General features: G+C 71.7%; 13 protein-coding genes. All 13 read right to left on the bottom strand.

Annotated elements, in window-relative coordinates; genetic code table 11:
• Positions 1–13 precede the first annotated feature (13 nt).
• Entirely contained in the window at positions 14–1,933 is a 1,920-nt protein-coding gene (locus tag AB0O15_RS09950; RefSeq protein WP_364316460.1) for a hypothetical protein, read from the bottom strand.
• A gap of 8 nt (positions 1,934–1,941) precedes the next feature.
• On the bottom strand, positions 1,942–2,892 hold the full coding sequence (locus AB0O15_RS09945; RefSeq protein ID WP_364316457.1) for a glycosyltransferase: 951 nt from the start codon (positions 2,890–2,892) through the stop codon (positions 1,942–1,944).
• Positions 2,889–3,689, bottom strand: coding sequence for a phosphatase PAP2 family protein (locus AB0O15_RS09940; protein WP_364316454.1), 801 nt, complete (start codon positions 3,687–3,689; stop codon positions 2,889–2,891). The genes AB0O15_RS09945 and AB0O15_RS09940 overlap by 4 nt, the downstream gene beginning before the upstream one ends.
• A gap of 82 nt (positions 3,690–3,771) precedes the next feature.
• A complete protein-coding gene (locus tag AB0O15_RS09935; RefSeq protein WP_364316451.1) occupies positions 3,772–5,289 on the bottom strand; it encodes a sugar transferase in 1,518 nt (505 codons plus the stop codon).
• 331 nt (positions 5,290–5,620) lie between these two features.
• Positions 5,621–5,830, bottom strand: coding sequence for a ferredoxin (locus tag AB0O15_RS09930; protein ID WP_364316449.1), 210 nt, complete (start codon positions 5,828–5,830; stop codon positions 5,621–5,623).
• Positions 5,827–6,894 carry an NADH-ubiquinone oxidoreductase-F iron-sulfur binding region domain-containing protein gene (locus tag AB0O15_RS09925; RefSeq protein WP_364316446.1) on the bottom strand — a complete coding sequence of 356 codons (1,068 nt, stop codon included), beginning with the start codon at positions 6,892–6,894 and terminating at the stop codon, positions 5,827–5,829. The genes AB0O15_RS09930 and AB0O15_RS09925 overlap by 4 nt, the downstream gene beginning before the upstream one ends.
• A 364-nt stretch (positions 6,895–7,258) precedes the next feature.
• Positions 7,259–7,894 carry a ferric reductase-like transmembrane domain-containing protein gene (locus tag AB0O15_RS09920; RefSeq protein ID WP_364316443.1) on the bottom strand — a complete coding sequence of 212 codons (636 nt, stop codon included), beginning with the start codon at positions 7,892–7,894 and terminating at the stop codon, positions 7,259–7,261.
• The gene (locus AB0O15_RS09915; RefSeq protein WP_364316441.1) at positions 7,891–8,793 is read right to left on the bottom strand and encodes an FAD:protein FMN transferase; all 903 of its coding nucleotides are present in this window, start codon (positions 8,791–8,793) and stop codon (positions 7,891–7,893) included. Before AB0O15_RS09915 ends, AB0O15_RS09920 begins: the two co-directional genes overlap by 4 nt.
• Before the next feature lie 2 nt (positions 8,794–8,795).
• Entirely contained in the window at positions 8,796–9,020 is a 225-nt protein-coding gene (locus AB0O15_RS09910) for a hypothetical protein (RefSeq protein WP_364316438.1), read from the bottom strand.
• 89 nt (positions 9,021–9,109) lie between these two features.
• Entirely contained in the window at positions 9,110–9,760 is a 651-nt protein-coding gene (locus AB0O15_RS09905; RefSeq protein WP_364317160.1) for a response regulator transcription factor, read from the bottom strand.
• A 41-nt stretch (positions 9,761–9,801) separates the two neighbouring features.
• Positions 9,802–11,094, bottom strand: coding sequence for a sensor histidine kinase (locus tag AB0O15_RS09900; protein WP_364316436.1), 1,293 nt, complete (start codon positions 11,092–11,094; stop codon positions 9,802–9,804).
• Between the two features lie 228 nt (positions 11,095–11,322).
• Complete coding sequence (locus AB0O15_RS09895; protein WP_364316433.1) at positions 11,323–12,132, bottom strand: ABC transporter permease; 810 nt, start codon at positions 12,130–12,132, stop codon at positions 11,323–11,325.
• Entirely contained in the window at positions 12,129–12,989 is an 861-nt protein-coding gene (locus AB0O15_RS09890) for an ABC transporter ATP-binding protein (protein ID WP_364316431.1), read from the bottom strand. Before AB0O15_RS09890 ends, AB0O15_RS09895 begins: the two co-directional genes overlap by 4 nt.
• Positions 12,990–13,017 lie beyond the last annotated feature (28 nt).

Below are 13,017 nucleotides of genomic sequence, written 5' to 3'. Positions count from 1 at the left end.
CCGCTGGAGCGGTCTAGCTGGTGGCGAAGAACAGCGTGGGGTTGTTCCAGCCGGAACCGGCGATCTGGGACGCGGTCGTTCCGACGACCGCGTTGGCCGCGGCCGGGTTGAACGCCGCCCGCTTCAGGACACCGGTGGTGGATCCGTACAGGACGTTGCCGTTGGCCCAGGCCAGGCCGCGGACGGTCGACCAGTCGACGCCGGTCGTCGGCAACGTGAACTGGGTGCAGCCGATGATCGAGCCGTCCGGCGTGAAGTAGCGGTAGTAGAGCGCGTTGCTGCCCGACAGCGTGTAGTACATCCGGCCGCTGAGGTAGAACGCGCCGGTCATCGTCGACGCGTTGAACCAGGTGTTGAAGCCGCTGGCCTCCCACGGCGCGCCGGCCGAGCCGGCCGAGAAGACCGAGGCGTTCAGCTTGCCGGCGGTGGTCGACCAGTAGACCTTGTTGCTCAGCGAGAACGCCGCCTTGGCCCCGTTGAGCTGGGTCTGCGTGCTGCTGGTGGCCGCGCCCAGCGCGGTGCCGTTGAACGCGACCTTGGTGAACGCGGTCGCGCCCCCACCCCGGTAGAGGTAGCCGCTGGTGGCCGCCGGCGCGTTCTGCACCGCGATGGTCCGGCCGCCCGCGGTCGGGAAGAGCGCCTGCCGGCCGTGGTACTCCTGGGCCACGCCGTCGGAGTCCTGCCCGATGTAGACGCCGTTCGAGCCCTTCCAGATCTCCCAGACGATCGGGCCCCACTCGGTGCCGCCGGGCGGCAGCGCGTCGCCGGGCGAGCGGCCCGGGTTCCACGCCACCGGCAGGCCGTTGGTGGCGTCGAGCGCGCCGAAGCCGTACCGGTCGATGCCGCCCGGGCCCCTGACGTCGCTGCCGTTGGCGTTGCTCAGCCAGCGGAAGTGCCCGCCGACGTAGATCAGGCCGTCGGCCGCCTCGATCGCGGTGACCGAGTCCGTGCCGGTGAAGTCGACCCAGGTGGCGGTGACCGCGCCGCGGTGCGAGGTCTCGAAGCGGGCGATCGAGTCGCAGTACGCGTCGCCGCTGGCGCCGTCCGCGCCGATCACGAAGTAGCCGCCGTCGTCGGAGAAGTCGACGTCGCGGGCGTAGAACGGGAACCGCCCGGATCCGCAGGCGGCCACGTAGCGGTCGGTGGTCCAGTTGGCGACCGCCGGCACGCCGCTGACGTCGACCATCACGACCTGGTTGCGGCTCTGCCCGTTCACCACGGTGAAGTTGCCGGTGGCGACCAGCGTGTTCCCGTCCGGCGACAGGGCCAGGGCCCAGACCAGTTCGAAGGAGTTGTCGTACGGGCGGGCGCCGCTCGCGTCGACCTGGAAGCCGGCGTCGATCGCGCCGGTCGTCGCGTTCAGCCGCGCCAGCAGCGAGTGTTCGGTCCCGTTGACCCAGTGGAAGGCGCCCGCGATGTAGAGCTGGTTGCCCTTCACGACCGTACGCCGGACCACGCCGCCGTCACCGCGGCCGACCCAGCTGGCCACGGTGTCGCCGGTGGCCGGGTCGATCGCCACCAGGTTCTTGCGGGCCACGCCGTTCACCGTGCCGAAGTTGCCGCCCACGATCAGCTTGCCGTCCGGGTTCACCGCGAGCGCCTGCACCGCCCCGTCGAAGGCCGGCGTGAAGCCGGTCTTCAGCGCGCCGGTGGTGGCGTCGTACGCGACCAGGTAGCTCGCCGCCGACCAGCTCGACGCGCCGGAGGCCTTGACCCCGGTGAACGCCCCGCCGGCGTAGATCGTGTTGCCGATCTGGGTGAACGCCCGCACGTCGCCGTTCTGGAAGTGCGGCGTGTAATCGACGGGATCGGCCGAGACGATGGTCGCGGCGGCCGGTGCCGGCACGTACACCGCGGCGGCGGGCACGGCGGTCAGCCCGACCACCAGACCTGCGACGGCGGCCGGCACCAGGAGCCGACGGAGTAGGGACACGTGCCCTCCTAGGGAACGAACTGCTCGGACGTGAGACGGAACGGTGTGACACCCGGGCGACTGCGCACCGACCAGCCGGCCGCGGTCTCCAGGTCGGCGAAGGTGATCTCGTCGGCCTCGCGGGCCACCACGAGATCGCGTTTCTCCAGGTCGTGGGCGATGGCGACCTGGTGGTCGTCGACGTGCTCGCCGTACGCGCGGCGGCGCGGCACGTAGAGCGCCCGGCGGCCGGCCTGCATCGCGGCCAGCGCCGACCCGACCCCGGCGTGCGAGATGACCACGTCGGCGTCGCGCAGCGCCCGGCGCATCTCGGCGATCGGCACCTGGGCGCGGGCGCCGGCCGGCATCCGCTCGATCGTGGTCGCGCCGACCTGCCACAGCACGTCGAGGCCGCGCGGGAGGACGTCGACCAGGCGGTTGAGCAGCCTCGGGAACGCGTACCCGGGATGGGTGCCGAGCGTGACGACCACCTTGCGCACCGGGCGTGGCGGCGTCGGCTCGGCGCGGAAGCTGTCGAAGATGGACCCGCCGTAGCGCCAGGTGTGGTCGGCCCAGGAGCGGTGCTGGGTGAAGAGCCGGGTACGCGGCAGGCGCGCCGCCAGCCGGCCGGTCAGCGACGGGCCGTCCGTCCGGGTCGCGCTCTCGATGTACGTGCACCGCACGCCCGTGGCGACGGCCGGCACGAAGAACGACAGCGCGATGCTCGCCCCGGTGCTGAACACCTCGTCGTACCGCCCGCTCCGGAGCATCCGCCGGGCCACGATCATGGTCCGCAGCATCCCGGCCACGTCGCGCGTGGTCGACGGGCGTACGTGCACGACGTCTTCGCCCTCCAGCAACGACCGGCTCTGCGGGCTGTCGAACGTCACCCAGCGCCGGTCGGGCACGTCGAGGCGCGGCACCAGGTCGTGCAGCTCGGCCAGGTGCCCGCCGGTCGAGGCGACCAGGAGCGCCGTCATGACACCGGCTCCAGGCTCGTCGCCGGTGCGTTCCCTCTGACCCCGGCCCCGGTGACCCCGGCCAGCACGCACACGGCCAGGGCGAAGCCGGCGAACAGCGCCGGGCCGAACAGCAGGCCGCTGAGCACGTCGGTCAGCCAGTGCTTCTGCACGTAGACGCGGGAGTACCCCTCGTAACTGGCGAGCAGCAGGACGGCCGTACCCAGCGCGACCTGGATCTTGCGGTTGAACCGCCAGGTGAGCGCGGCGAACAGCGCCAGCGTGCCGAACACCATGACGATCCGGGCGATGCCGCCGGACGGGTAGGTGCCCAGCCCGGTCGGCGGGTGGCCGCGGTCGACCATCCCGGCGATGATCGCCTGCACGTACTGTTCCAGCACGAACTGGGCCGGGATGGCCAGCAGCGGGATCCAGAAGCGGCGCCGCCACAGCACGGCGAAGACCACCGCCCCGACGACGGTCACCCACTTCAGCGGGTAGCGGTCGCCGAGCCCGGTGTAGAACCAGTTGAAGGCTTCGAAGCCGGGGCTGCGCCGGGTGGCCACCCAGGTCAGCACCGGCCGGTCGACGGCCTTCTCCAGCCCGTGGGCCAGCTCGCCGATCGGCCAGAACACCGCCACGACGGCCGCCGACCAGGCCAGCACCACGGTGAGCGCGGCGCCCGGCCGGCCGAACGCCGTCACCAGGCCGTCCACCGCCGTGCCGATCCGGCTCGCCAGTTCGCCGCGGGCCAGCCGTCGCCCCGGTCCGTACGCCAGCAGTGGTCCGAACACCACCGGCACAATCACCGCCAGCACGGCGATGAGATAAAGCGTTACCAATGCCTGAACCCGTTTCCCGCGGCCCGTCCCTGACCGCTCGCTCCCGCCCCCGCGTCCGTCAGTAGGCCCCCTGGCCCCGCATCACGACCATCGCGGTCCGCATGAGAATCACCAGGTCGACCGTGAGCGACCAGTTCTCCACATACCGCAGGTCGAGCCGGATCGAGTCCTCCCAGGACAGATCCGACCGGCCGCTCACCTGCCACAGCCCGGTCATCCCGGGCTTCACCACCAGTCGCCGGCGCATGTCCTCGGGGTACTGCTCGACCTCGGCGTGCAGCGGAGGACGCGGCCCGACCAGCGACATCTCTCCCCGCAGCACGTTGATGAGCTGCGGAAGCTCGTCCAGCGAATGCCGGCGCAGCACCCGGCCGGCCCGGGTCACCCGGGGGTCGTGCCGCATCTTGAACAGCACGCCGGCGAAGTCGTTGCTCTGGTCCATCGTCTCGCGGCGCTGCTCGGCGTCGACGTGCATCGTGCGGAACTTGAACATCCGGAACGACTCGCCGTCGCGGCCGACCCGGGTCTGCCGGAAGAACACCGGGCCGCCCGTGTCGAGCTTGATCCAGATCGCGATGCCCAGGAACACCGGCGCGAACAGCAGCAGCAGGAACGCCGCGCCGGTCACGTCGAAGACGCCCTTGATCAGGCGCCGGCCGCCGATCAGCCGGGGGTGTTCGACATGCATCATCGGCAGCCCGTCGACCGGCCGCACGGTGATCCGGTCACCCGCGGTGTCCACCAGCGACGAGGCCACGATCAGGTCGATGTCGTCGCGTTCCAGCTCCCAGGCCAGCCGGCGCAGCATCGGGCCGTCCAGCTCGGGGCAGGACAGCACCATCACGGTGTCGGCCCCGGCCGCCGCCGCCGAGTTGGCCGCCGCCGCCAGCGCCCCGAACACCGGCACGTCGACCACGCTCGCGGCGCCGTCGAGCTGGTTGGCCGGCAGGCAGGCGCCGATCACCTGGAAGCCGTGGTGGTAGCGGCGGTGCAGCTGACGGGTCATCTCGGCGACCGCCGTGGCGTGGCCGAGCACCAGCACGCGGTGCATGGCGCGGCCCTTGGCCCGGGCGCCGTGCAGGCGCTGGCGCAGCAGCCATCGGCCCAGCAGGGACAGGCTGGTGGTCAGCACCAGGACCATCAGGACGTAGCCGCGGGCCAGCTCGGCCCTCAGCACGTACGACGACAGGGCCAGGCCGATGGTGAGGCGGGCGCCGGCCCGGAGCACGCGCTGGTATTCGTCGGTGCCGACGAAGAGCAGGCGTCGTTCGTACGCGTGGGTCAGCGCCAGCAGCCCCAGCCAGACCGGCGGGAGCAGCGCCGAGAACACCAGGTACCAGGTCGCGTACGCGGCGCCCTGGAACCGCAGCACATACGCCACCAGGGTGGCGACCAGCGTGGCGGCGAAGTCGACCATGAAGAGCCACTTGACGTAGCGCGCTTCCCACACCCAGCGGTCGGCGAGCCGGCGTCCGGTGGCGTCGCCGAGGTCGCGCTCGGTCACGCCGAAATACGAAGTCGTAGTCGGTATCGATCCGGTGTCGGCGTCGTCCGCCGTCATGTCCGTCGTCGTCACGACGCCCCTGTTTCGAGTGAGTCCCCACGCCCACGAGGCATAACGATCATTCGCCCGCCGATCCCCAATTGCGGTGAACTTCAAGTGAGGTCCGAGAGAATACCGACACCTTTCCCCAAAGAACCTCACAACTTGGTTGCGAGCTTGATTCGAGCGCCATTCATCGGCCCGGCTCTACATCGGACAATGAGCTTCAAGATTCTTTGGTCCGGTGCGATTGGGGGCACCGAACGTTAACACAGGAGGCAGGTCAGACCAGAGAGGGACGTCGATGAATCGTGACAAGTGCCACTGACAATGGACAGAGCGGGACGGGTCCGGCGGATATCGATCAGCGTAGAAGTCGAAGGGCCAACGCCGGGCACCGGCGGACCGCCTTCTCGGCGACACCGGTGAGAGCCGCGGGCACGGCCGGCTCGGACGCGCCGTCGCGGGCCAGGGGGAATCCCCACTCATCCTCGACCAGCAGTTCGGTAAGCAGCTCGGAACAGAGGCCACGGCCGTCGCACGCGGTCCAGTCGATGTGCAGGCGCTGGGTCATCGGGGTGCTCCGTTCGCCCGGCAGTGGCCCGCCAGGTGGGCGTCGACGTCGGCCGCGAAGGTGCGCAGGCTGCTTCTGATCAGGCGAACCGTGCCGTCCGGGTGGTGGCAGGCGCCGCGGCCCTCGACGCTGCGCGCCAGCCGCGTGACCTCCTTGACATCGGGTTCGCCATGGACCAGCCGCATGAGCGCGTCGGCCAGCCGCGGCAGGCCGTTGACGCAGGGACCGCACTGGCCCGCCACCTGGTCGGCCAGGTAGCCGGCGATGCGCGCGGTCTCGGCCAGGCCGCAGGCGTCGGCGGGCAGCACGTGGACGACGCCGGCGCCCGGAGAAGCGTCGTACGGCGCCAGCGCGGCCCGGCTCACCGGCAGGCCGGGCCGGGGCGGGACCCAGGCGCCGTGGTAGCCGCCGACCAGCACCGCCTGGATCGTGGCGGTCGCGCCGCCGGCCCCGTCGACCAGCTCGGCCAGCGTCACGCCGTAGCCCGCCTCCAGCACCCCCGGCCGGGCCACCGCGCCGCCGACCGTGGCCAGGAAGGTGCCCGGCTCGTCGGCCGTGCCGGCCGCACGGAACCAGGCCGGGCCGTGGCGGGCGATCAGCGCGATGTGGGCGAGCGTCTCGACGTTCTGCACCACGATGCCCCGCTGCGCCAGCCGGGCCGTCCGGTCCGAGGGCACGGCGGCCCGGCCGGCGACCGCGTTGGCCACGGCCGAGGCCTCACCCGCCACGAACCGCTCCGGCGCGGCCGTGAGGGTCACGGCCCGCTGGTGTGCGGCCAGATGGGGCAGCAGGTCGGCCGGCAGATAGAGGTGCGACTCCCGGGCGCCCAGCGCATCCGCCACCAGGCGCAGACCATCGAGGACCAGATCCGGCCGGTACGTCAGGAGCACACGATCCTTCGCGCTGGCGGGCTCCCCTTCCGACCCGTTGCCGATGACGACCGGGGCGCCGGCGACGGCGGCGAGCTTGCGCCACACCGGGAAGCCGGCGCCACCACGCCCGGTGAGCCCGGCCTCCCGCAACAGGCCGATCAGCGCTTCCCGGCTCAGCCGCGGAGTCGCCACCTCGCGACGCGCCGCTCCGAGCCCCGCCGCTCCGGAACGCGCCGCTCTGGAACGCGCCGTTTCGGGACGCGCCGTTTCGGGACGCGCCGTTTCGGGACGCGCCGTTTCGGGACGCGCCGCTCCGAGACGCGCCGTTTCGGCACGCGCCGCTCCGAGACGCGCCGAGCTCTGCGCTCCGGTTCGCGGCTGTGCGTCGTCGGCCAGCAGCCGTCTGGTCAGGGTGTTCGTCAGGACGGTCATCGGTTCGCGCCTCTCAAGATCATTTGTCGTCGCGGCGCACCGCCCCCTCCCCCACCCCGGCACTGGGTGGGCGCAAATGTAGGCGGGGGGTACGACAGGATTGGGGGGCTGTCCACAGGGCGCTTCATCCGGGGTCTCCCGGCAGGACAACCCGGCTGCGGGGGACGGCCTGGACCGAGGTCCTGGCCGGTCGAGAAGGCGGGACTGTGCTGTGCCCGTACCTACGCAGTCTTGGTCTTCCGAAGTTCGGCGACAGGCGCCACGCGACGGCGGCCAGGACCAGCGCACCGCAGGCGGCGACGATCGTCCACATCCACCAGGCGCGGGCGTCGGTGCCGGTCTGGATGCCGTGCAGGAGGGCCAAGGGCCAGCTCAGGTAGGCCAGCCAGTGCACGATGCGCCAGGTGCGGACGCCGAGGCGGTGACGCAGCGCGGTGGTGATGGCGATGGCGGCCAGCGTGTCGAGGGCCAGGGTGCCGAGGCCGAGCCAGAACGGGCGGCGGTCGCCGGCGAACGGCACGATCAGGTCGAGCGGGGTGAGCTTGGCGTACGGGTCGAAGAGCAGCGTCACCACGTGGATCAGCAGCATCGTGAGGGCGAGCAGGGCGGCGTTGCGGTGCACCAGGTTGACCACGAAACGGGGCAGGCCGAAGGCGGTACGGCCGTCGCGGGCGGCGATGCCCAGGGCGACCACGATGCTGAGCAGCACCAACGTCATGACACCGGTGCCACGGCCGGTGTACCAGAGCGCGTCGGTCATGCCGGCCACCCGCCCAGGCGCAGCACGTCGCCGGTCGCGGTGACCAGCCGGCTCGGCACGGTGGCCAGCATCGCGGTGGCGCGGTGGCCGCGGACCAGCGCGGCGGTGCTCAGGGTGTTCGCGGCCAGGCACGACCAAGCGGCCACGGAGGCCGAGCGCCAGACGTCCGGCGCCGGGCGACCGGTGCGCGGGTCGATGATGTGGTGCAGGCCCGGTGACCAGCGGCGGGACTGGGTGCTCGAGGTGGCCAGGGCGGTGCCGGCGGGCAACCGCACCGTGCACTTCGGATCGCCGGGACGGTCCTGCACGAGCACCCGCCAGCCGCCCTCGGGCGCGTCACCGGCCGTGGCGATGTCGCCGCCGAGGGCCACCAGCACGCCCACGCCCAGCCGGGTCGTCACGGTGCGTGCGGCTCGGTCGGCGGCCGCGGCCTTGGCCGTCGCGCCAAGATCGAGCAGAACCCCCTCGGGTACGGTCAGACGGTCGCCGTTCAGCGATACGGCGCGCCAGTCCGGTGCGGGGAAGACGCGGATCGCGGGTGCGGCCGGGCGCCCCGTGATGGCGGCGAAGTCACGGTCGTAGCCGAGGCCCGCCAGGATGCCGCCGACCGTCGGATCCACGTCGCCGCCGGTCTGCTCGGCCGCGGCCAGGGCGGCCTCGACCAGGTCGGCGAGCAGGGGGCTCACCCTCATCCCGCCTTTGGTGGCGCAGGCGCGACGAAGTTCGGAGTCGGGACGGAAGCGGCTGCACGCGGTGTCGACGGCGGCCAGTTCGTGGCGGACCAGGACCACGGCGGCGGCCAGGCGGCGCGGGTCGGTGACGACGATGCGGGCGGTGGTGCCCCAGACCGGCCACTGGGCGGTGTTCTCGGTGATCGGCAGTGACTCGACGAGCGGCATGATCAGGAACCCCCGGAGGTGGCCTGGCCGCTGTCGCTGTCCCCGCTGTCGGTGATCGCCGGCGAGTCGCTGGTGGCGCCCTGATCGGTCGTCTCTTGCTCGTCGGTCGCCTCTTGAGAGGACGCGGCGTAGGCGGCTATCCCCACCCCGGTCGCGCCGGTGATGCTGGCGCCGATCAGCGCGAGGGTCAGTGCCACGCTGCGGCGAAGTCCGGTGTCGCGGTCCATCGGGCATCTCCCTTGGTTGACGGCTCAACCAAAAATGCCCGACGCGGCTAGCTCTCGTCTGTGTCGGCCCTGAGCAGTCCCTGTGAGAGTCACAGCAGCCCGTGGGACATAGCGGTCGTAACGGCGGCGGTGCGGTCGGCGACGTCCAGCTTGCTGAACACGCGCAGCAGATGCGTCTTGACCGTCGCCTCCGAGATGAACAGCTCCTTGCCGATCTCGGCGTTGGTCCGGCCCCGCGCGACCAGCCGCAGCACCTCCGCCTCGCGCGCCGACAGCGCCGGCGGCGCCGGCTTGCGGACCTGCCGAACCAGCGTCGAGGCCACGCTGGGCGCGAGCACGGTCTCCCCGCGGTACGCGGCCCGCACGGCGTCCGCCAGCTCGGTCGGCGACGCGTCCTTGAGCAGGTAGCCGCAGGCGCCGGCCTCGATCGCGCGCAGAATGTCCCGGTCCGTCTCGTAGGTGGTCAGCACCACCACCCGGGTCTTCGGCACCCGGGCCAGGATGCGGCCGGTCGCGGCCACCCCGTCGCCGTCCGGCATGCGCAGGTCCATCAGCACGATGTCCGGGCGCAGCTCGGCCGCCCGCTCGACGCCGCCGTCGCCGGAGGACGCCTCGCCCACCACGGTCAGGTCGGGCTCGGCGTCGAGCATGCCGCGCAACCCGTGCCGGACCACAGGATGGTCGTCGACCAGCAGGATGCGGATCGCGCCCCCGTTCCTCTCGGAGCCGGCGCCGCTCATGCCGGCGCCGCTCATGCCGGCGCCTCTAATGCCGGGAACGCTCACGCCGGGACCTCCAGCTCGATCGTCGTACCCGTCTCGGGGTCGCTCCGCACCAGCAGCGACCCCCGCACCTGCTCGGCCCGCGCCCGCATCGCCGTCAGCCCGAAGCCCCGCGCCCCGTCCGGGCCGAAGCCGCGCCCATCGTCGCGCACCACGAGCCGAACCGATTCGTCGCGGTACGCCAGGAGCACGTCCGCCTCCCGCGCCCCCGCATGCCGGCGGACGTTGGTGAGCGCCTCCTGCGCCGCGCGGAGCAGCACGACCTCGATGGCCGTCGGCAGCGCCCGCGGTTCCCCGGTGACCCGCGCGGTGGCCGGGATGCCGGTGGTCTCGCTGAAGCTCGAGGCCTGCCGCCGCACGGCTTCCGCCAGCGAGGCGTCGGCCAGCGCGGAGGGCCCGAGCGCGGCGATGAGGGCGCGGGACTCGGCGAGATTCTCCCGAGCGGTGCGTACGGCCAGCGCCAGGCGCTCGTTGGCCAGCGCCGGATCGGCCGCCTGCACCAGCGTGATGATGCTGGTGAACCCTTGGGCGAGCGTGTCATGGATCTCGCCGGCCAGCCGCGCCCGCTCGGCCGCGACCCCGGCTTTGTGCGACAGCCGGACGACCTCGGCCCGGCTGGCCCGGAGCTCGGCGATGAGCACACCGCGTTCCCGGCTCTGCGCGATGACCCGGTTGATCCAGGTGCCCAGCCACACCGCGAGCGCGGCCGAGACCAGGAAGATCGACCCGAGGTGGGTGAGGATCTCGGTGCTCCACCCATCCCGGGCCACCGCACAGAGCACCGGAACCAAACAGGCGACAACAACCAGAGGCGCCGCCGGCCGCAACGGCAACAGCAGGAAAATCAGCGGACAAACCGCGAAGAGCAGATAACTGACGACCGACGCCTCGTAGGTCCCGACGGCAAAGACCAGAAGCACGACCCCGACGACCACAGTCCCGGCCCGCACATCATCCCGGGTGAGCAGCGACCGCCCCCAAACCACATAAACCACCGCGATAACCACAATCGACGCGGCCCCCACCAGCCGCCGCCCCAGCTCGATCTCGGTAACGGTGAGCGTGGCGACCATCACCCCCACGGCGACAATCCCCAGAAACAGCCCCCACCGCCGATCAGCCTCAGCACCCCCACCCGCCGTCTCGTGCCGCTCCCCGTCCTGCCCCTCGCCGCGCCTTTCCTCCTCGCCGCGCCTCTGCTCCTCGCCGCGCCTTTCCTCCTCGCCGCGCTCCTCCTGATCGCCGTGCCCCTGTTCATCGCCGCGCCCCTGCTTTTCGGCCGACGCCGTCATGTCCCCACCGCCTCCGCGCATCCCCGCGACCATCCTCCATCGACGCCTTTGCTCTGAGCGCATATAGGCAACACCCGCAGCGCGACCTTGCCCTGGACCCAGGTATATCGCTGCGCGGCGCGACCCCTTGCTCTGAGCACGCATGCGCATCGCTGCCCGCCGGCCCCTGAGTCGGCGGGCGGTGCCGCGCCGCGTACCCGTCGGATCGATCTTGATCTTGGGGTTGGGTCAGCGATCGCGGCGATCGGTCCAGCGGAAGGTGACCAGGCACAGGACCAGGCCGACCACGCACCAGGCGCCGAGCACCAGCGCGACCCGCCCCAGCTCCCACGCGCCGGCGACCTCGTCGCGGACCATCGCGTCGGGCAGGAAGACCGAGCGGAAGCCCTGCCCGATCCACTTGACCGGGAAGACCGACGCCAGGTTGATCATCCAGTCCGGGAGCTGCGTGATCGGGTTGATGAAGATCCCGGACAGGAACTGCAGCGCGACGACCGGCACGTTCAGGATCGCCCCGGCGGTGCGCGCGTTGCGGACCAGCGAGCTGGCCGCGATGCCGAGCAACGTGCAGGAGATCACCGAGAGGACGAAGATCCACGCGAACGTCCACCAACTGCCGGCATCACCCGGCAGCGGCATGTCGAAGCCCCACACCCCGATCGCGAGCAGGACAGCCACCTCCAGCAGGCTGATCGCCGCCACAAAGATCCACTTCCCGATGAAGTACGCCGTGGCGGTGACGGGCGTGCCACGCAACCGCTTGAGCGTGCCGTCCTCCCGGTCGACGGCCAGCCCGATACCCATCGTGATGAACGACGTCGAGACGATCCCGTACGCGATCATGCTCGCCGCGAAGATCTGCGCGCCGTTGATCCCGAGCTCGTTGTAGTCGCTCCCGAAGATCGTCCCGAACAGCACCAGCAGCAGCGCCGGAAACGAGAACGTGAAGATCATCGCGGTCTTGTCCCGGACGAACTGCAACAACTCGACCCAGCCGCGGCTGAGCCCGTTGTGCAGGGTCGACGGCAGAGCGGTCATCGCGTCTCTCCGTTCTGTGCGGTTTCGCCGGTCCTGTTGCTTTCGCCGATCAAGGTCAGGTAGGTGTCCTCGAGCGTCGGCCGGTTGACCGTGAGCCGGCTCAGGTCGGCGCCCTCGGCGTGCAGCTTGACGATCAACTCGGCCGGATTGGCGGTGGACTCGGCGTGGCCGTCCCAGCGGACGGTGGCCTCGGCCGTGGCGCGCCCGCCGAGGCTGGCCGGGCTGCCCTCGGCGACGATCCGGCCGGCCGAGATCACGGCGAGCCGGTCGGCGAGCGCCTCGGCCTCATCGAGGTAGTGCGTGGTCAGCACGATCGTGGTGCCCTCGCGTGCCTGCGCCCGGATCAGATCCCAGAACTGTCGCCGCGCCTCCGGGTCGAACCCGGTGGTCGGCTCGTCCAGGAACAGCACCTCGGGCCGCCCGACGACGCCGAGCGCCACGTCGACCCGGCGCCGCTGCCCACCGGACAGCGCCCGGATCTTGGACTTGGCCTTGTCCGTCAGCCCGACCATCTCGATGACCTCGGCGGCCGGCCGCGGATCTGGATAGAACCCGCCCACGTGCCGCACGATCTCGGTCACGGTCAGGTCGGCCGCGTCGGTGGCCGTCTGCAGCACGATCCCGATCCGGGCCCGCCACGCCCGTCCCGCCGCGCCCGGGTCGATCCCGAGCACCCGCACGTCACCGGCGTCCCGCCGCCGATGCCCTTCCAATATCTCGACGGTCGTCGTCTTCCCCGCACCGTTGGGCCCGAGCAACGCGAACACCTCGCCGGCGGCCACGCTCAGGTCGACACCGGCCACGGCGTCCCGTCCCCCGTAAGCCTTCCGCAGCCCACGAACCTCGATAGCTGTCATGTCGTAGAGACTTCCGCCTGACGACACC

The sequence above is a fragment of the Actinoplanes sp. NPDC089786 genome (assembly GCF_040684855.1).
Taxonomy (GTDB): domain Bacteria; phylum Actinomycetota; class Actinomycetes; order Mycobacteriales; family Micromonosporaceae; genus Actinoplanes.
This window is presented reverse-complemented; position numbering and strand designations above follow the sequence as displayed.